The sequence below is a fragment of the Mycolicibacterium tusciae genome (assembly GCF_002086795.1).
GTDB classification, from domain to species: domain Bacteria; phylum Actinomycetota; class Actinomycetes; order Mycobacteriales; family Mycobacteriaceae; genus Mycobacterium; species Mycobacterium tusciae.
The window spans coordinates 72,500-93,985 of the sequence record NZ_MVIM01000019.1; the positions used below are offsets into that span (position 1 = coordinate 72,500).

The 21,486-nt window shown below is 62.7% G+C and carries 23 protein-coding genes and 1 other RNA gene; 20 read left to right on the forward strand and 4 right to left on the reverse strand.

Annotated elements, in window-relative coordinates:
* Positions 1 to 31: 31 nt before the first annotated feature.
* Positions 32 to 841 (forward strand): thioesterase family protein, encoded by an 810-nt coding sequence (locus tag BST47_RS25745; protein WP_083128635.1) that lies wholly within the window; start codon positions 32 to 34, stop codon positions 839 to 841.
* 48 nt (positions 842 to 889) lie between these two features.
* On the opposite strand, the gene BST47_RS25750 is transcribed toward BST47_RS25745, so the two are convergent.
* A complete protein-coding gene (locus BST47_RS25750; protein WP_083128638.1) occupies positions 890 to 1,357 on the reverse strand; it encodes a hypothetical protein in 468 nt (155 codons plus the stop codon).
* Between the two features lie 210 nt (positions 1,358 to 1,567).
* Between BST47_RS25750 and BST47_RS25755 the strand changes: the two genes are divergently transcribed.
* From BST47_RS25755 to ssrA, 8 genes are all read left to right on the forward strand, one after another.
* The gene (locus tag BST47_RS25755) at positions 1,568 to 2,761 is read left to right on the forward strand and encodes an acyl-CoA dehydrogenase family protein (RefSeq protein WP_083128641.1); all 1,194 of its coding nucleotides are present in this window, start codon (positions 1,568 to 1,570) and stop codon (positions 2,759 to 2,761) included.
* The gene (locus tag BST47_RS25760) at positions 2,754 to 3,908 is read left to right on the forward strand and encodes an acyl-CoA dehydrogenase family protein (RefSeq protein WP_083128652.1); all 1,155 of its coding nucleotides are present in this window, start codon (positions 2,754 to 2,756) and stop codon (positions 3,906 to 3,908) included. The genes BST47_RS25755 and BST47_RS25760 overlap by 8 nt, the downstream gene beginning before the upstream one ends.
* 124 nt (positions 3,909 to 4,032) lie before the next feature.
* Entirely contained in the window at positions 4,033 to 4,884 is an 852-nt protein-coding gene (locus tag BST47_RS25765; RefSeq protein ID WP_083128655.1) for a maleylpyruvate isomerase family mycothiol-dependent enzyme, read from the forward strand.
* A 192-nt stretch (positions 4,885 to 5,076) separates the two neighbouring features.
* Positions 5,077 to 5,724 carry an ABC transporter permease gene (locus tag BST47_RS25770; protein ID WP_083128657.1) on the forward strand — a complete coding sequence of 216 codons (648 nt, stop codon included), beginning with the start codon at positions 5,077 to 5,079 and terminating at the stop codon, positions 5,722 to 5,724.
* Entirely contained in the window at positions 5,717 to 6,922 is a 1,206-nt protein-coding gene (locus BST47_RS25775) for an ABC transporter ATP-binding protein (protein ID WP_272937648.1), read from the forward strand. The genes BST47_RS25770 and BST47_RS25775 overlap by 8 nt, the downstream gene beginning before the upstream one ends.
* A gap of 17 nt (positions 6,923 to 6,939) precedes the next feature.
* Positions 6,940 to 7,704, forward strand: a complete 765-nt coding sequence (locus tag BST47_RS25780; protein ID WP_107529098.1) for an ABC transporter permease — start codon at positions 6,940 to 6,942, stop codon at positions 7,702 to 7,704.
* Between the two features lie 5 nt (positions 7,705 to 7,709).
* Positions 7,710 to 8,678: a glycine betaine ABC transporter substrate-binding protein gene (locus BST47_RS25785; protein WP_083128662.1), complete on the forward strand. Its 969-nt coding sequence runs from the start codon at positions 7,710 to 7,712 to the stop codon at positions 8,676 to 8,678.
* A 117-nt stretch (positions 8,679 to 8,795) separates the two neighbouring features.
* Positions 8,796 to 9,164, forward strand: a transfer-messenger RNA (tmRNA) gene (gene ssrA / locus BST47_RS25790).
* A 90-nt stretch (positions 9,165 to 9,254) separates the two neighbouring features.
* Here the strand turns inward: ssrA and BST47_RS31290 are convergent.
* Positions 9,255 to 9,581: an Arm DNA-binding domain-containing protein gene (locus tag BST47_RS31290; RefSeq protein ID WP_234809861.1), complete on the reverse strand. Its 327-nt coding sequence runs from the start codon at positions 9,579 to 9,581 to the stop codon at positions 9,255 to 9,257.
* A 245-nt stretch (positions 9,582 to 9,826) separates the two neighbouring features.
* Here BST47_RS31290 and BST47_RS31550 point away from each other — a divergent pair, with 245 nt between their 5' ends.
* The 6 genes from BST47_RS31550 to BST47_RS25825 all read left to right on the forward strand — a co-directional run bounded on the left by BST47_RS31550 (position 9,827) and on the right by BST47_RS25825 (position 14,481).
* Positions 9,827 to 10,231 carry a ferredoxin gene (locus BST47_RS31550; protein WP_083128664.1) on the forward strand — a complete coding sequence of 135 codons (405 nt, stop codon included), beginning with the start codon at positions 9,827 to 9,829 and terminating at the stop codon, positions 10,229 to 10,231.
* Positions 10,232 to 10,247: 16 nt separating this feature from the next.
* Positions 10,248 to 10,967, forward strand: a complete 720-nt coding sequence (locus BST47_RS25805; protein WP_207568703.1) for an SDR family NAD(P)-dependent oxidoreductase — start codon at positions 10,248 to 10,250, stop codon at positions 10,965 to 10,967.
* 337 nt (positions 10,968 to 11,304) lie between these two features.
* Entirely contained in the window at positions 11,305 to 12,537 is a 1,233-nt protein-coding gene (locus tag BST47_RS25810; protein WP_234809862.1) for an aromatic ring-hydroxylating dioxygenase subunit alpha, read from the forward strand.
* Between the two features lie 59 nt (positions 12,538 to 12,596).
* Complete coding sequence (locus tag BST47_RS25815; RefSeq protein WP_207568704.1) at positions 12,597 to 12,791, forward strand: hypothetical protein; 195 nt, start codon at positions 12,597 to 12,599, stop codon at positions 12,789 to 12,791.
* Between the two features lie 11 nt (positions 12,792 to 12,802).
* Entirely contained in the window at positions 12,803 to 13,618 is an 816-nt protein-coding gene (locus BST47_RS25820; protein WP_083128670.1) for a 3-methyl-2-oxobutanoate hydroxymethyltransferase, read from the forward strand.
* Between the two features lie 8 nt (positions 13,619 to 13,626).
* Positions 13,627 to 14,481 carry an alpha/beta fold hydrolase gene (locus BST47_RS25825; protein WP_234809868.1) on the forward strand — a complete coding sequence of 285 codons (855 nt, stop codon included), beginning with the start codon at positions 13,627 to 13,629 and terminating at the stop codon, positions 14,479 to 14,481.
* On the opposite strand, the gene BST47_RS25830 is transcribed toward BST47_RS25825, so the two are convergent.
* Complete coding sequence (locus tag BST47_RS25830) at positions 14,467 to 15,213, reverse strand: FadR/GntR family transcriptional regulator (RefSeq protein ID WP_083128675.1); 747 nt, start codon at positions 15,211 to 15,213, stop codon at positions 14,467 to 14,469. The genes BST47_RS25825 and BST47_RS25830 overlap by 15 nt on opposite strands.
* A 469-nt stretch (positions 15,214 to 15,682) precedes the next feature.
* On the opposite strand from BST47_RS25830, the gene BST47_RS25835 reads away from it, so the two are divergent.
* Positions 15,683 to 16,006, forward strand: coding sequence for a 2Fe-2S iron-sulfur cluster-binding protein (locus BST47_RS25835; protein WP_083128677.1), 324 nt, complete (start codon positions 15,683 to 15,685; stop codon positions 16,004 to 16,006).
* 2 nt (positions 16,007 to 16,008) lie between these two features.
* Positions 16,009 to 17,283, forward strand: a complete 1,275-nt coding sequence (locus tag BST47_RS25840) for an NAD(P)/FAD-dependent oxidoreductase (protein ID WP_083128680.1) — start codon at positions 16,009 to 16,011, stop codon at positions 17,281 to 17,283.
* Here the strand turns inward: BST47_RS25840 and BST47_RS25845 are convergent.
* The gene (locus tag BST47_RS25845) at positions 17,258 to 18,181 is read right to left on the reverse strand and encodes a substrate-binding domain-containing protein (RefSeq protein WP_083128682.1); all 924 of its coding nucleotides are present in this window, start codon (positions 18,179 to 18,181) and stop codon (positions 17,258 to 17,260) included. The genes BST47_RS25840 and BST47_RS25845 overlap by 26 nt on opposite strands.
* Positions 18,182 to 18,553: 372 nt before the next feature.
* Here BST47_RS25845 and BST47_RS25850 point away from each other — a divergent pair, with 372 nt between their 5' ends.
* From BST47_RS25850 to BST47_RS25860, 3 genes are read left to right on the forward strand one after another with little or no spacing between them, the layout of a single operon-like run.
* Positions 18,554 to 19,678 (forward strand): zinc-dependent alcohol dehydrogenase, encoded by a 1,125-nt coding sequence (locus BST47_RS25850; protein ID WP_083128685.1) that lies wholly within the window; start codon positions 18,554 to 18,556, stop codon positions 19,676 to 19,678.
* A gap of 2 nt (positions 19,679 to 19,680) precedes the next feature.
* A complete protein-coding gene (locus BST47_RS25855; protein ID WP_083128687.1) occupies positions 19,681 to 20,373 on the forward strand; it encodes a 4-carboxy-4-hydroxy-2-oxoadipate aldolase/oxaloacetate decarboxylase in 693 nt (230 codons plus the stop codon).
* On the forward strand, positions 20,370 to 21,428 hold the full coding sequence (locus BST47_RS25860; protein WP_083128690.1) for an amidohydrolase family protein: 1,059 nt from the start codon (positions 20,370 to 20,372) through the stop codon (positions 21,426 to 21,428). Before BST47_RS25855 ends, BST47_RS25860 begins: the two co-directional genes overlap by 4 nt.
* The last annotated feature ends 58 nt before the right edge of the window (positions 21,429 to 21,486 follow it).

The window sequence follows — 21,486 nt, forward strand, 5'->3', positions numbered from 1 at the left end:
GTTAGATTGCCGAATCGTAGGAGCAGCACCGTTGGCCGAGTCGACGATCACACCGGGCACCGCGTATTTCGAGCGTCGTGGCGGCACCTTCCACCCTCGTGCGTTCGCCAGGGGCGGTTGGGGCGCACTGATCAGCGGACACGTGGTCGGCGGGTTGTTGGGCTGGGCGGTCGAAGAATTCGTTGACGATCCGGAGTTCTTGCCTGCCCGGCTCACCGTCGATCTGCCGAGGCCGGTCGCCATTGAACCTGTGGAGTTGCACACCCGCGAGATTCGCGGCGGCAAGCGGTTACGCCTCGTGGAGGCCGTCATTCGCCAGGAGGGCAAGATCGTCGGCCAGGCGACGGGTCTCTTCCTGCGTCGTGGCGACCAGCCGAGCGGGACCATCTGGTCGCCGCATGTCGAAATGCCATCGCTTCCAACGGACGCGCAGCCGCACGTAAATCCGTTGTTCGTCCGCACCTACGGCTGGGGACTGTCGATTCAGAATCCGGACGAAGACTGGCCGGAGGGCGGTAAGAAGTACACATGGCTACGGTTGACGCAGCCGTTGTTCGACGACGCGCCGCTGACACCCTTCACGCGTGCGGCAATGGCGGCAGATGTGACTGCCTCCCTGGTGAATTGGAGTTCGGAGGGCTTGGAGTTCATCAATGCCGACTACACGCTGACGCTGAGCCGGCTTCCCGAGGGTGTGCATATCGGTATGGCGTCGCACAGTCACTCCACACAGGACGGAATCGCTACCGGATCCGCCATCCTCTTCGACGAGGACGGCCAGATCGGCAGCAGCACATCCGTTTCGGTGGCGCAGTCGGGGTTCGCCCCGCTGCCGCAGTGATCGCGTAGTTCGTCCGCATCGAGTCCGACGTGGTCCTGCTCGTATCGGCTATTGAGCGGAGGCGAATTGGACAGGCGCGGCGGGAACGGGGCGGGCCGCGATGCGGTCGGCTTCGGGACGCTGCTTGCGCGCATCCCGCGCGATGCGGCGGGCGAGAACGCGCGCCTGACGATTGGTGATCGCGCGGTTCTTCGCGGCCAGCAGATCGAGTTGCTGCCAGCTGAGCCCGTCGAGGTCGCCGTCTGAGTCATGCGTGGCGATGACCACGCAGCCACGCAGCAGCGGAACTGTTCTGGCGGAGAAGTTCGTCGTCGCCATCAGTAGTTCAGTGGCGATGGTGTTGGTTTGGCGCTGGCACTTGCGCGGCGACGCGGAGAACCAGAAGTCGAACTGTCGATCCGCACTGCTCAAGCAGTGCAAACCCTGAGTCTGAACGAGCTTGTCGATATCGGCCTTGGTATAGGCCCGGGTTTCATAAACGACGCCGCTGGGGCTGCAGTACAAGACGGTATGCATTCGTATATTCCATTCCACTCTTTCTTGTTTTGGAGTGTGGCGGGGCCACGTCTCCCTTGTTACTCCTGTTACCCGTGTGACAGCTGAGACAAACCTCAATAACAAATATGAAACGAGAGGTTTGGCCCGTCCCCGCGCCTGAAACCGCACAGCGGCCCTATCGGGGGCCGGTGAAACTCGACGGGTGTCGAGTTCCTATCGTGACTGGTTATGAGCAACGACGCTGATGCCGAAAAGGTCGCCGACCTGGCACGGGGAGTGGTCACCGACCACGATCCCAAAACGGCTCCGGTCGAGGAGTATCTGGGCGCCTGCTACGACGCCGGTTTGTCCTGGGTCCACTTTCCTGAGGGCCTCGGCGGACTCGGAGTGTCCCGCGGTCTGCAGGCCGTCGCCGACCGCATCCTGCAGGGCGCCGGCGGACCGGTGCCGCTCGGGCTCAACCCGATGGGCTACGGCATGGCCGCGCCGACGATCCGCGAGCACGCGCAGACCGAAGACGTGAAGCGTCAATGGCTGCGGCCGCTGGCCACCACCGAGGATCTGTGGTGTCAGCTGTTCTCCGAACCCGGCGCCGGATCCGATCTGGCCGGTCTGGCCACGTCCGCGGTGCGCGACGGTGACGACTGGGTGATCAACGGTCAAAAGGTGTGGACGAGCCTGGCCCATCGCGCGCGTTGGGGCCTATTGCTGGCCCGTACCAACCCGGATGTGCCCAAGCACAAGGGACTCACGTACTTCGTCATCGACATGCACGGCGACGGCGTCGAGACCCGTCCGCTGCGTCAGATCACCGGGCAGGCCGAGTTCAACGAGGTCTACTTCACCGACGCGCGCATCCCGGACAAGCATCGCCTCGGCGAGGTGGGCAACGGCTGGAACGTGGCCATGACGACGCTGATGAACGAGCGCACCGCGCTGGGCGGCAGTGGAAGCCGGCGAGGCGCAGGCACCATCGCCGACGCCACCGCGCTGTGGGCGTCACGCCCGGAACGCCACACCCCCGTGTTGCGGGACCGGCTCACGCAGCTGTGGTTGCGCTCGGAGGCCCAGCGCCTCACCTCGGAACGTTCCCGCGCCGCCGCCACGGTCGGAGGGCCGGGCCCGGAAGGTTCGATCGGCAAACTGGTCGGCGCCGAGCTGAACCAGCACATCTACGAATGGTGCATGGATTTCCTTGGGCCAGAAGGACTTCTGTACCGAGGCTACAACCAGGGCACGCCCACTGGCGAGCGGGACTGGCAGGGCCCGATTCAGCAGAAGTATCTGCGCAGCCGTGCCAACACCATCGAGGGCGGCACGTCGGAGGTCATGCGCAACATCCTCGGCGAGCGCATTCTCGGACTGCCCGGCGACCTGCGTGCCGACGCCGGCATGCCCTGGAAGGAGATTCCGCGTGGCTGAGTTCAAGTTCACCGACGAGCAGAATCAGCTGCGCGATGCGGTGAGTAAGTTCAGCGTCGACCATTTCGCCGAGGACAAGATCCGGGCGCTGATGGAGTCCGACCCGCCGTTCGACCCGAAGGTGTGGGCGCGGCTCGGCGGCGAGCTCGGCGTCCTCGGCCTGTCGGTTCCCGAAGCGGACGGGGGAGTCGGGGGAACGCTCGTCGACCAGGCGGTGGCCATCGAGGAGCTCGGCGCGCGGCTGGCGTGCGGCCCGTTCTTCGGCACGGTCTACCTCGCGATCCCCGCATTGGTCGCGGCGGAGTCCGCCGCCGCGCGCGACGAGTTGCTCGGTGATCTCGTCGAGGGTCGCCGTACCGCTGCGGTCGCGGTCGTGGACCGGGTGGGCGTCTTCGACCCTGAGACCGTGTCGGTGACCGCTGAGGGCGACGCGGTGTCGGGCACGGTCAATCAGGTCGTCGACGGCGGTTTCGCCGACGTGCTTTTGGTGGCCGCGCGCGGACCCGACGGGGTCGCGCTGTACGCCGTCGACGCCACGGCAGACGGCGTGGACCGCACCCCCCTGGCGACACTGGACCTCACGCGCTCGGAGGCGAACGTCACCTTCACCAACGCGCCGGCCACGCTGATCGCCGGGCCCGACGCGGCCCAACGGGTGCTTGACCACGCGCTGCAGGTCGGCGCGGCGCTGCTGGCGATCGAACAGGTCGGCGCCGCGCAGCATCTGCTCGACCTGTCGGTCGAATACGCGAAGACCCGGCTGCAGTTCGGTCGGCCCATCGGGTCGTTCCAGGGCGTGAAGCACCGGCTCGCGAATTTGCTCGTCGACGTCGAGCACGCCAGATCGACGGCGTATCACGCGATCTGGGCGCTGAGTGACGGATCCGACGACGCGGAATTGTCGACGAGCATCGCACAAGCCGTCTGCTCGGCGGCCCTCAGCCACGTCGCCACCGACACCATCCAGGTGCACGGCGGCATCGGGTTCACCTGGGAGCATCAGGCACACCTCTACTACAAGCGCGCCACCACCAATGCGGTGCTCTTGGGCAGCGCGGAGGAGCACCGAGACCGCGTCGCGGCGATGGTGCTGGACAGCGCCACCGTCGACAAGGTGCCGTGGGTGGCCGACGGCACCGCCGTCTGACGCGCGGGCCCACCCCGCGAGTGTGCGTGTTTGAGCCCGACACGCCGCCAGCGTGGTGCATTTTGCGCACGCTCGCGCGGAAATTCGCGCACGCTCACCTGCCGCGAGGGCTAGCGTCGGCTCCGTGAGCAGCCCCTCGCGCCCCGTGACCGTGCTCGACAAACCAGCCGTCCTCGCCGGCCTTTTCGAGGTCTGGAGGGACATCGACGCACTCGTCGGCGAACTCGGTGACACCCAATGGCAGACGGCGACGCCGCTACCCGGCTGGAATGTGCACGACGTGATCGCCCACGTCATCGGTGTCGAGTCGATGCTGCAGGGCGTCGCCACCCCGGAGGTCGACATCGACGTGTCGACCCTCGATCATGTGCGCAACGACATCGGCGTCATGAACGAGCGTTGGGTGCGCTCGCTGCGCGACCTCAGTGGGGCGGAATTGCTCGAGACGTTCCGTTCGACGACGGCGCAGCGGCGTCAGGCGTTGTCGGATCTGTCGAATGCGCAGTGGAACGACGTCGGCTTCACCCCGGCCGGACCGGACAGTTACGGCCGGTTCATGCGGGTGCGCGTCTTCGACTGTTGGATGCACGAGCACGACATCCGCGACGCGATCGGCGCGCCGGCGAGTACGGGGGAACTCGTCGGGCCCGCGGGCGACCTCGCGCTGGATGAGATGGCGACCAGCATGGGCTTCGTGATCGGCAAGCGGGCCGGCGCTCCCGACGGGTCGCGGGTCTCGCTGGAGCTCACGGGACCGCTAGGCCGCGCGATCAATGTGGCGGTCGACGGCAGGGCCAAGGTGGTCGACGACTTCGGTGACGACGATCCGACGTCGACGATCCAGCTCGACGGCCTGCTGTTCACTCGCCTGGCGGGCGGGCGGGTGTCGCTGGCCGAGCATGCGGATGCCATCAAGTACGGCGGCGACGAGGCCGTGGGCAGGCGTGTCGTCGAGCACCTGAACTACGTCATCTGACCCGAGTCACGCCCGCGACTGGCCGCCGCAGGCTGCGCGCCGAGGCAGCTGTTTCGGTGAATTCGTCTGTGAGTGGCCCCCGATGGGTAGGTTTGACTGCGATGCAGCAGTTCGTTCGGGTGCTACCTGTCGGCCGGCCTGGAGAAGGGTCTGAACTGCGCGTCGGCAAGCCACGGACATCGGTGGGCTGACTTGGCGTTCTTCGATTTCGTCCGCGAACGCTGGTCAGTGCTGTCGTTCCTGGCTTATCAGCACATGAGCCTCGTTCTGCAGACACTGCTGGTCGCGGCCGCGCTCGCCCTCATCGTGGGTGTGCTGATCTATCGCTCACCGTGGGGTTCGACGGTCGGCAACACCATTACCGCCGTTGGCCTGACGATCCCGTCGTATGCCCTGCTGGGTGTCCTCGTCGGGATCGTCGGCATCGGGGTACTTCCGTCGGTGATCATGCTGGTGTTCTTCGGGTTCTTCCCGATCCTGCGCAATGTCGTGGTGGGCCTCAACGGGGTGGACAAGGCTCTGGTCGAGTCGGCTCGCGGCATGGGCATGAACCGCGTGACCACGTTGTGGCGCCTCGAGTTGCCGCTGGCGTGGCCGGTCATCATGACCGGGGTCCGGGTGTCGGCTCAGATGCTGATGGGTATCGCCGCGATTGCGGCATTCGCCCTCGGCCCGGGGCTGGGCGGCTACATCTTCTCCGGAATCTCGCGGACAGGCGGCGCCAACGCCACGAACTCCATCGTGGCCGGCACCGTCGGCATCCTGATCCTCGCGATCATTCTCGACACCGTGCTCAACGTCATCACTCGACTTACCACCTCAAGGGGGATCCGTGTCTGACTCAGCAGTCGAAGATTCGCCACCTGCGGGGGTCGGCGGTGTACGCAGCGTCGGCGGTGCCCGTATCTTGCTCGACGGTGTGACGAAACGCTACGCAGGTCAGGCGACGGCGGCGGTGGACAACGTCACCCTGGAGATTCCGGCCGGCGAGATCGTCATGCTCGTCGGGCCTTCGGGTTGCGGCAAGACCACCACGATGAAGATGATCAACCGCCTCATCGAACCGACCTCCGGCCGCATCCTGATCGGCGAGGACGACGTAACTCATCGGGACCCTGACCAACTTCGGCGCCACATCGGTTACGTCATCCAGGGTGCGGGGCTCTTTCCGCATCTGACGGTCGGCGACAACATCGCGATCGTCCCGCGGCTGCTGAAGTGGGACAGGAAGCGGGTCACCGACCGCATCGATGAGCTGCTGGATCTCGTCGGTCTCGAGCCCGTAAAGTACCGGGATCGCTACCCCCGTGAGCTTTCCGGCGGTCAGCAACAACGCATCGGCGTTGCCCGCGCCTTGGCTGCCGACCCGCCGGTATTGCTCATGGATGAGCCTTTCGGTGCGGTCGATCCAATCACGCGGCAGCGTCTACAAGACGAATTGCTGCGACTGCAAGAGGAATTGCGCAAAACCATCGTGTTCGTGACGCACGATTTCGACGAGGCCGTCAAGCTGGGCGACCGGATCGCGATCCTGCAGGTCGGCTCGAAGGTCGTGCAGTACGACACTCCCGAACAGATTCTCGCCAACCCCGCCGACAGCTTCGTCAGCGACTTCGTCGGCCACGGTGCGGCGCTCAAACAGCTGACGTTGACCAGAGTCCGCGATGTCCAACTCCACGAGGCCGCGGTCGCGCGGGTCGGTGGTGATGCCCCCGAGGCCGTCAGGGCGGCGCAAGCGATCAACCGTGAGCATGTCATTGTGCTCGACGCCCAGGATCGCCCGCAGCGCTGGATGTCGCTTGCCGACCTCCGCGTGCCGAATTCGCTTGAGCGAGTGGATCGTGACGAAGATCTGGAGTCGGTTAACCTGGCGTCGACCCTGAACGACGCGCTCGACGAGATGCTGACTTCGTCGCACGGTGTCGTGGTGGTGACGGGACGCCGTAATGCCTATCAGGGCGTCATCCGGATCGAGACCATCATGGATGCGATGTCCAAGCTGCACATCGCAGCCGAATCCGCGGAGCCGGTATCGTGACGGTTGTCGTCCCAGCGATCACCGATACCGAAAGTGGTTCGCGGACAGCGCAAGACCGTCGCCGAAGTCTCGCGCGATGGGTGATCCAGCCGCTCGCATGTGTCATCGCCGTCGTGGGCTCCCTGGCCTTTGTCCACGTCGCCGATGTGTCCGATTCGGAGCGCCGATCGCTGGGTGTCTCGAGCCTGGTGACATTGCTGCGCGAGCACATGACGATCAGCCTCGCGGCCACGGTACTGACATGCCTGATGGCCATCCCGATCGGGATCGTGCTGACCCGAGGGAGCATGCGTCGTTATTCCAAGCCGATCATCACCGTCGCGGGTTTTGGTCAGGCCGCACCGGCGATCGGGTTGATCGCGCTGGGGGCGGTCCTCTTCGGTATCGGGCAGGTCGGTGCCGTCGTCGCTTTGACGGTATACGGCGCACTGCCGATCATCGCCAACACAGTGACCGGCCTGGATGGTGTCGACCCGCGTCTTGTCGAAGCTGCCCATGGCATGGGCATGTCTTCGTTCTCCACGCTGCTCCGCGTCGAGTTACCGTTGGCGCTGCCCGTGATCGTGGCCGGCGTGCGAACGGCGTTGGTACTCATCGTCGGCACCGCCGCCCTGGCGTCGTTCACGGGCGGCGGTGGCTTGGGCCAACTGATCACGACGGGGATCAAGCTGCAGCAGAATGTGACATTGGTGGTCGGTGCCATCCTCGTCGCCGCGTTGGCGCTGTTCATCGACTGGCTGGCCCGCGTCGTCGAAATCGTCGCGGCGCCAAAGGGACTCTGATTCATATGGCCGCGGCTGTCCCCACTTGGTCCAAGGTCGTCGCCGCCATTGGCTGCATCGTTGTCGTCGGGGGGTGTGGACTGCGGTCGGCCAGCGGTGCGGTGCTGGAAGCCCGCCCCGGGATTATTCAGCATTACGATTCTCTGGAAGGCGTGCAGATCACCGTTGCAGCGAAAGACTTCACCGAGCAACTGATTCTCGGCAATATGCTCTCGACCATCCTGAGTACCGCGGGGGCCGATGTCACGAACCTGACCAATACGCCCGGAAGCTTCGGTGTGCGTCAAGCCTTGCTCAACGGCGACGCGGACGTCTCGCCTGAGTACACCGGAACCGGGTGGATCAATTACCTGGGCAACGAGGAGCCGATAAAGGACGAGACTGCCCAGTGGCAGGCGGTCAACGAGGCCGACCAGAGCAACGGGTTGACCTGGCTTACGCCGGCTCCGATGAACAACACGTATGCGTTCGCGATCCGTGAAGACGCCGCCGAACGGCTAGGGGTCACTCAGCTCTCCGATCTGAGGAAGCTCGACAAATCCGAGCTGACTTTCTGTGTGGAAAGCGAATTTGCGAATCGCAACGACGGTTTTGTTCCGATGCTGCAGACCTATGGACTGACCCGCGCCGACCTGGGCCGTGTCACGACACTCGACACCGGCGTCGTCTATACCGCGACAGCCAACGGCGACTGCAATTTCGGCGAGGTCTTCACGACCGACGGTCGTATTCCGGCGCTGAACCTGCGGGTACTCGACGATGACAGAGAGTTCTTCCCGCTTTACAACCTGACCGAGGTCGTCGATACCGACCTGCTCAGCAAGCACCCCGAGCTGGCGGAGATTTTCGCCCAGCTCAATCCGCGACTCACGAACGAAGCGATGCTCGCGTTGAACGCCAAGGTCGACAATGACGGCGAGGATCCTGCGCTGGTGGCGCGTGACTGGCTGATCGAACAGGGCCTGGTGTCGTAGCTCAGTCGGATGGTCGGGACCTCGGTCAGGTGATCTGACTGGGATTATTTATCCGCTGGCGCGTGTTGTGTAGCCCGGTAGAATGAAATGTCCTGCTGATGGCCAGCAGGGGTGCGAGGGGCTGAACGGTTTCGACTTCGCGCATCGAATCAAGGGAAGCGTGCCGGTGCAGGCAAGAGACCACCGTAAGCGTCGTTGCAACCAATTAAGCGCCGATTCCAATCAGCGCGACTTCGCACTCGCTGCATAAGCGACTGTGAGTCTGTCAGACCGGGAGCGCCCTCGGCCCGGACCCTGGCATCAGCTAGAGGGACCCACCCACGGGTTCGGTCGCGGAATCCGTGGGGACATCAAACAGCGACTGGGATCGTCATCCTGACTTGTTCGCGTGATCAGGAGATCCGAGTAGAGGCATAGCGAACTGCGCACGGAGAAGCCTCGAGGGAATGCCGTAGGACCCGGGTTCGATTCCCGGCAGCTCCACTCAGAAGAAGCAGGTCAGAGAGAAATCTCTGACCTGTTTTCTTTTCCCATCAACATTCCATCAACATCGGTCGCTATGCTGGAGCCGTGGCCTCACTGCGGGAGATGACACGCAAGGACGGCACCACTTATGTGAACATGGGTCCGCCAGGATGACTCCAGCGTGCGGTAGTGAGACGAGGCCGCGGAGTGCTTCTTTTTTTCCAGCCACGCTGCCGCAAGTTCGTCCACAGTCACACGTCCGGCTGCCGGGGATACGAACGTGCCCATCGCTTTTCGTACTTCGATAGTTGCGGCGAACGCCCGGGCGTCTCGCTTAGTCGCAAACCCGCGCTTATCGGTCTGCCGCCGGTCCGGTGTCCGGTAACGCACGCGCCACCTTCGGCCGGCCTTGGTCTCGTACGCTGTCACCGACGCCATTGACTCGCCTCCAACGTCCCGCCTCCGCAACACAAGTGAAACGCTCGCGCCCACCCAGCTGTTCCAAGAGGCGCAAGGGCGCGAATATAGCCGAACAAATTGCCGCACAAGGACTTAATGGCTCCTCGAATGCTCGTGGTTTGACCAGTCGTTGTCGATTGACCCAGGTAATATCCACTGCTATTTTACAGAACAAAGCTCTGTTTAGCAGAAACAGCCCGTCAGATATTTGAACCAGGATTCCCGTGATCAAGATCCATGCAGACCAGGAACGGCGCGAGGGAAACTTTGTCGCTGCGCCGGATGTGTTTGATTTGGACGATGATGGCATCGTCATGTTGCTACGCGATGAGATCGAGAGCTCCGAGCGTGAGCATGTCGATGAGTCCGCGCGCAGCTATCCGGTTGCAGCGCTTCGCACTCGAGCAGATGTCCGCGGCCGACCACTAGCACGTCTCGAAAACACCGCGCAGACAGAGAAACTGATGAAATATGCGACCTGCGCGCAGCAGGGCATGAGTGGCAATGAAGACAGGGCCCTGTTCGCAGATGCGGTTGTCCTCGGTAACGGACGCTACGCATCTAGCTCGGCGGACCTCACTGATGCCGACCCCTCCCGTCGTTCGCCTTTGATCCGCTGCCGTGGCTGACCGGGACCCGTTCGACGTGGCCGGCACCGTCATCGTGGTAACCGGCGGCGCTAGTGGCATAGGCGATGAAGTGGTTGCAGATCTCGTGGACGCTGGCGCCAACGTGGTGGTTGCCGACCTCGCGCCACCGCCCTGGCGGCCGACGGTGATCTATCACCGTCTCGACGTCACCGACGAAGACGCGCTGGCTGGACTCGTCAAAGACACCGTGGAGCGCTTCGGCCAGATAGACGGCTTGGTCAATTGCGCTGCGATGTATAGGGCGCTTGGAGCCAAGAAGACCTTGGAAGAGTTGACCATCCAAGAATGGGACGACGTTCTACGCATCAATGTGCGGGGTACGTGGCAAGCGATGAAAGCCATTTTGCCGGCGGTGCCAGCGCGGGGCGGTCGCATTGTGAACGTGTCCTCGACGACTGCGCGGACGGGAACACTCGGTTTTCCGCACTACGTCGCCTCCAAGGCTGCGGTCGAGGGCCTCACCCGCGCTGCAGCCCGAGAGCTGGGCGCGCGCGGAATCACCGTCAACGCAGTCGCCCCAGGGCTCGTGGACGACGAGGCCACAAACGAACTCAACGATCCCATCTACGTCGCGCAGGCGGTCAACCGTCGGTCGATCAAGCGGACGCTTTCACCCGGGGATGTCGCGTCCGTGGTGCGATTTCTATGCTGCGGCGGCAGCGGGTTCATCACCGGTCAAGTCCTGATCGTCGATGGCGGGGGGGTATTTGTTTGAGCTCCGCCGTACCGTGAGCTCTTGACTAAGTGAGTCGCCGTCGATGATCCCCTCCACGGCGCAAGTCTGCGCTCACCCACACCGCCGACGGCAAATTCAGGTCCGGGCGTCTTTGGCGGCCCGTCGCGGGACGACCCGTGCACCATCGGCGTGAGGCTCGACCAACGTCCATGATTTCGAGCTTGGCGTCTGGTTGCTCCCGAATGCCTAATGGTATTACAATTAGGACAGTGTGATCGGGGCGTCACCGCCGGATGGTGGGAGAGAACTAGCTGAGGTAACGGTGCTACGCGCAGAGATCAACGAGCTTTTGACGAGGACCGGGCCGGGGACGCCGATGGGTGAGTTGTTCCGCCAGTACTGGATTCCAGCCTTGCTTGCCGAGGAACTGCCGGAGAATGATTGCGCGCCGGTACGCGTAAAGCTGCTGAGCGAGCGGATGATCGCTTTTCGAGACAGCAATGGCGACTTTGGTTTGATCGATGAGTTCTGCGCGCACCGTGGCGCCTCACTGTGGTTTGGGCGTAACGAAGAGGGCGGTCTGCGGTGCTCCTACCATGGCTGGAAGTACGACGTCACGGGACAAGCCGTCGAGGTGCCGTCCGAGCCCGAGGGGTCGACGTTCTGCGCGCACGTCAAACTGACGTCCTACCCGTTGATCAAGATCGGGGACGTGCTGTGGACCTATATGGGTGACCCCGCGAACCAACCGCCGTTACCGGAATTCGAATTTGCTCTCGTGCCAGCCGAGCAGACCTTCACGTCCAAACGATGGCAGGAATGCAACTGGCTGCAAGCCTTCGAGGGCGGCATCGATTCCAGTCATGTGTCGTTCCTGCACTCCGCGGGGCTAAAGTCGGACCCGCTTTTCAAGGGCAGCAAGGGTAACGAGTACAACATGGCGGACCTCAAGCCGTTCTTCGAGGTCGCGGAATCCGAGGGTGGTTTATTCGTTGGAGCCCGCCGCAATGCAGACGCCGACCATTACTACTGGCGCATCACGCCGTGGGTGATGCCGTGCTTCACGATGGTGCCGCCACGAGGAGATCATCCCGTTCACGGCCACTTTTGGAGTCCCATTGACGATGAGAATTGTTGGGCGTACTCGTTTGACTACCACCCTGTGAGACCGTTGACTTCGCAGGAAGTTCAGGCGATGAAGGACGGGCACGGCGTGCATAGTTCGAACACCCCTGGGACGTACCGCCCGCAGGCGAACAAAGACAACGACTATTTGATGGATCGTGCGGCGCAGAAGCGCGGAGACACGTACTCGGGCGTGCGGGGTATCGCGATCCAAGACTCATCGCTGCAGGAGAGTATGGGGCCGATCGTAGATCGGACCAAGGAGCGGTTGGTGTCTGCCGACAGTGGCATCATCAAAGCGCGGCAGAAGTTGAAGCGGGCGGCTGAAGCGTTGCGCGACAAGGGTATGACTCCACCAGGTGTCGACCCAGAGCATCATCGTGTTCGGTCTGCCGCCGTCGTCCTCCCGCGTGACGCATCGTTCAGCGAATCGTGCCGAGAAGATCTCAGGGTGCGCGAAGGCGTGCGGCAGACATCGGTATGACCAGTCCGCTCCAGCCAATTCTCGGTCGTAGTTGTGCGCGGCCGACATCTGCTGCCGAGATGAGATATCGGATCAACCGTCCGATCGCCGGGCGGAAGGGCGTGCGCGTCATTGCGCTCGACGGTGGTGCACGAGCGATCATCGAGCGGGTTTCACCTCAGTCGCGGGCACATGCACGCTTCCTGTCGGTAGTACTCGTCGTCAGCGCTCACGAAGAAGACGTTTCCGATCTGCCCTCAGCGCTGCGAGCCTGAAAGGATCCGTCGTGGGCACGAACGTTAAACTCACTGACCTGCAGGACATGAAACTGCGAGGGCAGAAGATCGTCGGTGTGGTGGCGTGGGACTACCAGATGGCACGGATAGTCGATCGTGCCGGCGTCGACTTGGTGTCGGTTGGTGACACTGTGGGAATCAACCTGTGGGGTCAGCCGAATCCGCTTGAAATCACCATGGATCAGATGGTCGTGGTGTGTCAGGCAGTGCGCCGCGGTGTCCGGCGCGCCTTGCTGTCCTGTGATTTCCCGTTCGGTCCGCTGCAGGACGGGCGAAAGAGTGCTGTGCGGGCGGCAATTCGTCTCGCCAAGGAAGCCGGCGTCGACATGGTGAAGCTAGACGGGGCATGCGATCATCTAGATGCCGTGACGGCGGTGGCGCGTGCAGGGATTCCCGTGTTTGCTCAGTTCGGGATCACACCGCAGACTTCTCTCAAATACGGTGTGATGTATAGCGCCACACCGAGCGCCAAGGATGCGGTTTCAGACGAACTTCTCGACGAGATGGTTTGTGAGGCTCGTCGTCTCGCTGATGCGGGCGCGGTGCTGCTGAACTTCACGAATTCGGGACCCGTCGTTGGAGCGGCAGTGGCCGAGGCGGTGTCCATCCCGGTGCTCGGTGGGTTCGGTGGCGGCCCGTGGCTGGACGGCCGGATCCGGATGGCCACGGCCGCCATCGGTTACAGCGTCGATGGTCTCGACAGCCCACCAGATACCTATGCCAACGTCGCCCAGATCGCGCTGGACGCCATCACGGCGTATGCAGATGACGTGCGGGCTGCTCGCCAGATCAAGGGAGGTCTTTGACGTTGAGCGTGGCTTCGGCGAAGATCGATGGCATTGAAACCCGTTATGCGGTAGCGGGTTCGGGGCCACCGCTGCTGATGTTCTCGCCTGGCGGCTTCGCCGCCTCGATGGACGCGTGGGAGAAGCACGGCCTCTATCGTCGAACGCGGATGCTGTCACAGTTGCAGGAGCGGTTCCAATGCATCACGTTCGACAAGCGTGAGGCCGGTGAGTCTGGCGGGCGCGTCGAGCGTGTCTCATGGGCTCATTACGTGAGACAGGGTGTCGGCCTGTTGGACCATCTCGGGCTGGGCCGAGTGCATATCATGGGTGCCTGCGTTGGTTGTTCGATCGCGGCGTGCATCGCGAGCGCTCATCGCGAGCGCGTGGGAGGGATGGTGCTGTATTCGCCGGCCGGCGGCGTACAGTACCGGCGAAAGCAGCTCGAACGGTTCCGCGCCCACCTTGCCTACGCCGCGGAGCAGGGGCTGGCCGGTGTTGCCGACCTTGCGGCGACGACCCACGGCAACTTCACCTCAGACGCCAGACTGGGTCCGTGGGTCAGCGTGTTGCGCTCCGACCCTGATTTCGCCGCGCAGTACCGTGATCTCGGCAGCCTTCAATACCAGATCACTGTCGCGGCGATGGCGGCTCTGTTGTTCGACCGTGACACCGTGCCTGGCCCTGAACCCGATGACCTACTGGTATCGGACGTGCCCGCGCTCATCGTGCCGGGTGAAGATGCATCGCATGCGCCCTCGGCGGCGCGTTATCTACAGGAGTGCCTTCCCATCAACGAGTATTGGGACGTTCCGGTCGCAGCCCAGACCGCCGAAACTGCGCCGGCGCGGGTCATGAGTTTTCTGGGCTCAGTTGCCCTTTGAGACGTGCTTTGCCGTTCGGCCGATATGGGTACGCATCACGGAAGTCGCTTTGTCGACATCGCGCTTCTTGATCGCCGCCACAAACTGGCGGTGCTCCCGAATGCCTCGGATACCCATCTCCGGGTGTGACTGCTGGACGTGGCGCATCGAGAGCAGAGTGGGTCCGTGGAAAGAGTCAGCCAGCATCGCGATTGCCTTGTTATGGCTGGCCTGGGCGACGCGTGTATGGAACTCCGCTGACAGTTCCATCGGATAGAAACCTTCTTTCAAAGCCGCGTCGCCCCGGTTGCAGATCTCTGTCAGTTCGTCGATGTCCTGTTCAGTCGCACGCTCGCACACGAGCGGGATGATTCCGATCTCGAAAACCTGCCGCGCTTCGGTCACATCTTTGTCGGTCAGGCCCGACAAGCTGAGCAGATCCTCGATGCCTTCACCAATACGCTGGCTCGTTGGCGCCGTCACAAACGCGCCGCCGTGGGCGCCGACCTTGATGCGCACCATGCCGTTCGCCTCGAGGCCGCGCAGTGCTTCGCGCACCGTAACCCGGCTCACCCCGAGCTTGTCACCAAGTTCACGTTCGGCAGGCAGGCGGTCGCCCGGCCGCAGCTGACCTTCCCGAATCAACACACGTATCTGGTCGACAATCATCGCCGAGGCCCGGCCCGGACTGACCGGGCTGAACATCGAATCAGCCGGCGGTGGGGTCGTCGCGGGACTCTCGGATGCAGGCATGGACCAATGATAAGGCCAAGATCGCCCCGGCAGTACGGCGGCCATCCGCCACTTGAGCGCCGGCGTGGCGGGGGGCTTAGAGGTAGACGCCTCCTCGTAACAGTGGCACTAGCTTATCGCCTGTGTCATGACGCAGCGCCGCTCCGGTCGGTATGTCCAGGGCACGTACCTGCGCGGGCATCATCTGTTCCACGATCGTACGAATCATTCGCAGTCGATTCCCATGTGCCACAACTAATGTGACTGGCTGGTCCGCCATTCCACTGCTATAGCGGAATTCTAATAGGGCAGAACCCGTGTCATCAGTCGATCCGCCGCGAGCAGCGGCGGAAATCCCTGTGGCAGCTCGCCACGATTGCGTGCGATTCACAGCCGTTCGCGTCGATGGGCATCCTTTTCCGTCCCGTACCCCGTAGGTGCCAACGCAAGGTATTATGGTCAGTCCTTAATCTTTTGACTGGAGCATTAGATGCCGAAGGTTGTCTTCATCGCTTTGGACGGTGTGCAGCGCGTGGTGGACGCGCATCCCGGCGAGTCGGTCATGGCCGCCGCAGTACGCAGCGGCGTCCCCGGCATCGTCGGCGAGTGTGGCGGAAACTGCAGCTGTGCCACCTGCCACATCTATGTCGACGAAGAGTTCGCTGTGTACGTTGGTGGGCCTGAGGAAATGGAAGAGGACGTGCTCGAACTCGGTGCTGCCGCCGAGCGGCGTGAGTCCAGCCGATTGTCTTGTCAGATCACGATGATCGAGTCGCTCGACGGCCTGATCGTTCACATCCCTGAGGAGCAGTGAGGGTGAGCGCAGGGACGTTGATCGTCGGTGCCAGTCAAGCAGGAATGCAACTGGCCCTTTCGCTTCGTGAAGCAGGAGAAGGCGGACCAATAACACTAGTGGGCGAGGAGCCGCACGCGCCGTACCAACGGCCCCCATTGTCGAAGTCCTACTTGCAAGGCGGCATCGGCTTCGAACAGCTACTACTCCGTGCCCCGAAGTATCTGGCCGACCAGGACATTTCGGTACTCACGGGTGAGCTTGTCAATTGGCTTGAACTCGAGGGCGAGGGGCCGTCAGGAGTCGCCCTTACAGCGTCAGGAGAAACGCTGTGGTTCGACAAGTTGGCGTTGACTGTTGGCGCCAGTCCGCGACGACTGGCCGTGCCGGGCGCCGATCTCGATGGGGTGATCTATCTCCGGACAGCGAATGACGCCGCGAAGCTGCGACAGCTCCAGGGCGAAGCAGAATCCGTCGTCGTGGTCGGCGGCGGGTTCATCGGACTCGAAGCCGCGGCGGTTGCGCGTGCCCAAGGTAAAACGGTGACCGTTGTTGAGGCCGCCGATCGGTTGATGGGGCGAGCCGTGGCACCCGTGGTCTCCGACTTCTACCTCGATGCGCACGCGCGCCGCGGCGTCACCATACGTCTGAACGCGGAAGTAATGTCGCTGACCGGGCAGGATGCGCGCGTGCAGTCGGTGGAATTATCAGACGGCAGCAGCCTTCCCGCAGATCTTGTAATTATCGGTATCGGAGTCGTGCCACGGACCGAACTGGCGGACCAACTGGATCTTGTTTGTGACGGTGGCATTGTTGTCGACCGCTTCGCACGTACCAGCAATCCGAACGTCGTAGCGGCGGGCGATTGCACTGTTCAACCCGATTGGCGTACCGGCAGCGGCAAAGTGCGCTTGGAGTCGGTTCAAAACGCCATAATTCAGGCCAAAGCGGCTGCCGCGACATTGACGGGCAGGGTGGAGTCAGACCTGCCGGTGCCGCGGTTCTGGTCCGAACAGTTCGATCTCAAGCTTCGTATCGCCGGCTTGTCGAGGGGACACGACTATTACTTGGTTCGCGGCGCTCCCGAACGTGAGTCATTCTCCGTGCTCTATTACCACGACGACGCTTTGATGGCGGTTGACTCCGTCAACGCGCCAGGTGACTACATGGCAGTACAAAAGGTGCTCACCCAAGGATCCACAATCCGGGCCCAGGATGCCCGCGATGTCTCGGTTTCGCTTCGCGAACTGATCCGTCCCGCACCCGCGGAAGCTAGACGAATACGTCATCGATCTTGATCGGTCGGCTCAAAATGTGTTGCGCCAGTGCGAAGTCCAACAATTGCTCGAGCATTGGCCGGTTGAGCTCGACACCATAGGGCAGCGGGTCTGCGCCCGTCGTCTTCATCACCTCGGCGTACATCCGATCGGTTGGGCTGGTCACCTGTCCGTCGGCGAGCCGAGCGACATAGCGCTCCTTAGCTTTACTGAATGCTGCGTACACTGCAGCCGCAGCGTCCGGGTAGCGCTGCAGCACCTCGTCCTTGAGGACTATGAGGTGATTGATGGGGTAAAACGAACGATCACGCAGGGCGGTGATTGCGGCACCGTGGGGGTCGGCGATCAACGGCGCGATATCAGGATGGTCGACGTCGACGCCGATGACCGCATCGATTTCGCCTGCGATCAACATATCGGCCATGTCTGCGCTGGGGCCGGCGGAGACCACGTTGGACGGAGGGACGTACGACTCCACGTGTTCATCGCCGGAAAGCAGCCAAGTCACTCGGTCGAGGTCGACGTCGTATTCCGAGGCGAGAATGCCGCGCGCCCACACACCGGTGGTGACGGTATACCCGCGGTTGACGCCGACCCGCCGGCCTTCGAGGTCTTTCGGGTGTCGGATCGTCGAGTGCCGGTTGTACAGGATGGCCCCGTGGTGAAACCCCCGCACGAGAAAGACTGGTAAGGCGGTGAAGGCGACACCGTGTTCACGTGCGGTCAGGTAGGTCGTGAGCGCCATCTCGCTGACGTCGAACTCCAGGTGCCGAACCATTCGGCGGAACCCCTTGACCAACACGGGTATTTCCTCGAACTTCAGCTGAAATCCTGCAGGAGCTACCGAGCCGTCCTTGACGGCTTGGTTGGCTCCTTGAGAGCGCGTCAGCGTGGTCAGCACGCGGCGGTTTTCGGGCATCAGTCTCCGGGCACTGGCGGCTTGGATAGCATATTGGTAAATTGGCATGACCATTGTGTCACGGTCGCTGTGGGCAGTAGCAAGTCATGCCATTATTCGGAATCATCACCGCGGCAGAACAGGCGATTTGCGGATCGCCCTGCGGCGAGCGCGGCAGTCTGAGGCGCCGGGTTTGAGCACATCGCGCTGATGCTGAGGCACCGTATCCGGATCGTGTCGCGGAGTGTGTTGCCGAAACGATCATTCCCGAGGGTCGAAGGACTGGCGGCGTGGCAACGCCTTGGAAAACGGGCAGTTACCGGCAATGGCGGCCGACGCTGCAGATGGTAAATTGGCATGACCATCGTGCCATAAGGTGATTGCGAGGATGAGTTGGTCGAGCGCGTTCTGGCTGCTGTACGTACGGCGCCGAACACCACAGAGTTGCGGGAGTTGCCCCGGCCGGAACTGTCCGATGATTCCGCGCTGCTGAAGGTCGAGGTCGCGGGGATATGCGGCACGGATGTCAAGATGTATTCCAAACCGCCGTTCGACGAGCCGGTGATTATGGGCCACGAGAACGTCGGCATCATCGCCGCGGCGGGAAAGAAGTTCACGCGGTTGCACGGTGTGGGCGAAGGCGACCGAATCTTCGTCGAGCATTACGTTGGTTGCTATCAGTGCGAATGGTGCCGAATCGGCGAGTACCGCCACTGCGAGGCAACGGACTGGCGAACGAACGCCGATGCGCGCAGATACGGTTACACCTCAGCCAACAACGCCGGAACGCTGTGGGGTGGCTTCTCCGAATACATGTACTTGCCGTGGAATGCCGTGGTACACAAGGTGCCCGAAAGTGTCGATGCTGAACTGGCCGGTCTCGTTACTCCCTTGTCGAACGGCATCGAGTGGGCACTGATCGCCGCGGGTGTCGGTTACGCCGACACTGTTCTGATTCAAGGGCCGGGCCAGCAGGGACTGTCGCAAGTCGTGGCTTGCAAGCAAGCCGGCGCGTCCCAAATCATCGTTACGGGCGCTTCTCGGGACAAAGCTCGCCTGGACCTCGCGTTGGAGCTCGGTGCAGACGAGGTCATCGACATCGACGCCGAAGCTCCCTACGACCGGATCGTGGATCTGACCAACGGGCGCGGCGTCGACTTCGTGCTCGACTGCACCTCGCGGGCTGGTGTGGAACCGGTGTTGCTCGGTATCGACGCCTTGAAACGCCGTGAGGGCACAATGCTCATCCAGGGGGAACTTGCCGCGTTCCCTGATTTCCCGGTGAAAAAGCTCACGGAGAAGGCCATCACGATCAGAAGCGCACGCGGCCATAGTTACCGCGCGTGTGAGCTTGCACTCAAACAGCTTGCGTCGCACAGGTTTCCGCTGGAGCGGCTGTCGACGCACAAATTCCCGCTCGATCAGGTCGACAGGGCTATCCGAGCGCTGGCTGGTGACACAGAGGACGCCGACGTGATCCACATTTCGCTGATGCCTTGGCTGGGAAGGGAGTCTTGACGGTGTCTGTCGTCATCCGCAATCCGCCTCGCGCCCATCCCGCGGTGCGGGATGAACTCGCCCAGTTCGGAGTTGCGACCATTCATGAAGCACAGGGCCGCACCGGGCTGCTCGCTGCGTACATGAGGCCGATCTACACCGGTGCACGGGTCTGCGGATCGGCGGTGACTGTCAGTGTCCCGTCAGATGACAACTGGATGGTCCATGTGGCGGTGGAGCAGTGTCAGGCAGGCGATGTCTTGGTGATCGCTCCCGAAGAGCCCTCGGAGTATGGGTATTTCGGTGAACTGCTGGCCACGGCACTCGCGGCCCGGGGTGTCGGTGGTCTGATGATCGACGCCGGATGCCGGGACGTCGCTGAACTCGCCGCCATGAAGTTTCCGGTCTGGTCAAAATGTGTCTCAGCACAGGGGACGGTTAAAAAACGCCTTGGTTCGGTCAATATTGGGATCACGTGCGCCGGCGCATGGGTCGAACCGGGTGACGTCGTGGTCGGCGACGACGACGGTGTCGTAGTCGTCCCCCGCACGGAGGCCGCTGCCGTCGCAGCGGCATCCAAGCTGCGCGAGACCAAGGAAGCCGCGAACCGGAAGCGTTACATGCGTGGTGAACTCAGCCTCGACGTCAACAACATGCGTGGCGACCTTGCCCGCGCGGGGTTGCGCTATGTCGACTACGAGGACGCCGTGCGGTGATCATTGACATCCACGGTCACTACACCACGGCACCGCCGGCGCATCAGGCGTTTCGTGACCAACAGCTCGCGGCGTTGGAAAATCCCAGCGTGCCGGCACCGGCAGCGCCGAGGATCGGTGAAGACGAGCTCCGAGAGAGCGTCGAGAACAATCAGCTGCGCGTGCTTCGCGAGCGAGGTGGTGATCTGATGCTGTTCTCGCCGAAAGCTTCCGGGATGGAGCACCACATAGCGGACCAGGCCACCGCCACCGCGTGGGCCCGTGCGTCCAACGACCTGGTCCACCGTGTGGCGCAACTTTATCCCGACGCTTTCGCGCCAGTGGCTCAGTTGCCACAGACACCTTGTGGAGACCTGCGTCCGGTGGTCGACGAGCTACGACGTTGCGTGGATGAACTCGGTTTCGTCGGGTGCAACGTCAACCCGGATCCGACGGCCGGGTACTGGACGTCGCCCCCGATGACGGACGAATACTGGTACCCGCTGTACGAGGCCATGATCGAGTTGGAAGTGCCTGCGATGGTGCATGTTTCGATCTCGTGTAATCCAAACTTCCACACGCTCGGCGCGCACTACCTCAACGCTGACACGAGCGTTTTCATGCAGTTCGTGCAGTCGGACTTGTTCCAGCGATATCCGAAGCTGACCTTTGTGATCCCGCACGGAGGTGGCGCCGTCCCGTACCACTGGGGCCGTTACCGCGGCTTGGCGGCTCGGCTGGGCCGACCAGACCCAAGCGAACTCCTGGGAAATATGTACTTCGACACTTGCGTCTATCACCAGGCTGGAATCGATCTGCTGCACCGGGTTATCGGTCCGGCTAACCTGCTCTTCGCTTCCGAAATGCTCGGCGCGGTTCGAGGAGTTGACCCGGACACCGGAGTCGCATGGGACGACACGCTGGTCTACATCAACGAACTCGATTTGAGTGAGGAAGAACACCACGCAGTGGTGGAGGGTAACGCGCGCCGAGTGTATCCCCGGCTGGACCGGCATTTGGCCAGTAAAGATCTCGCCGGCAACGGATCCGCCGCAGTCGACGTCCGCTTCGGATGAGTTGACGGGCGATAAGGATACGTCTCGCACGGCAACCGGGGAACAACCAACAACAGAA

What these genes read in the sequence shown, in the direction of transcription:
- BST47_RS25750 (WP_083128638.1), bottom strand. Translation starts at nt 1,357, where the DNA reads ATGCATACCGTCTTGTACTGCAGCCCCAGCGGCGTCGTTTATGAAACC.
- BST47_RS25755 (WP_083128641.1), top strand. Translation starts at nt 1,568, where the DNA reads ATGAGCAACGACGCTGATGCCGAAAAGGTCGCCGACCTGGCACGGGGA.
- BST47_RS25785 (WP_083128662.1), top strand. Translation starts at nt 7,710, where the DNA reads ATGGCCGCGGCTGTCCCCACTTGGTCCAAGGTCGTCGCCGCCATTGGC.
- BST47_RS31290 (WP_234809861.1), bottom strand. Translation starts at nt 9,581, where the DNA reads ATGGCGTCGGTGACAGCGTACGAGACCAAGGCCGGCCGAAGGTGGCGC.
- BST47_RS25810 (WP_234809862.1), top strand. Translation starts at nt 11,305, where the DNA reads ATGGGTGAGTTGTTCCGCCAGTACTGGATTCCAGCCTTGCTTGCCGAG.
- BST47_RS25815 (WP_207568704.1), top strand. Translation starts at nt 12,597, where the DNA reads ATGAGATATCGGATCAACCGTCCGATCGCCGGGCGGAAGGGCGTGCGC.
- BST47_RS25830 (WP_083128675.1), bottom strand. Translation starts at nt 15,213, where the DNA reads ATGCCTGCATCCGAGAGTCCCGCGACGACCCCACCGCCGGCTGATTCG.
- BST47_RS25835 (WP_083128677.1), top strand. Translation starts at nt 15,683, where the DNA reads ATGCCGAAGGTTGTCTTCATCGCTTTGGACGGTGTGCAGCGCGTGGTG.
- BST47_RS25845 (WP_083128682.1), bottom strand. Translation starts at nt 18,181, where the DNA reads ATGCCCGAAAACCGCCGCGTGCTGACCACGCTGACGCGCTCTCAAGGA.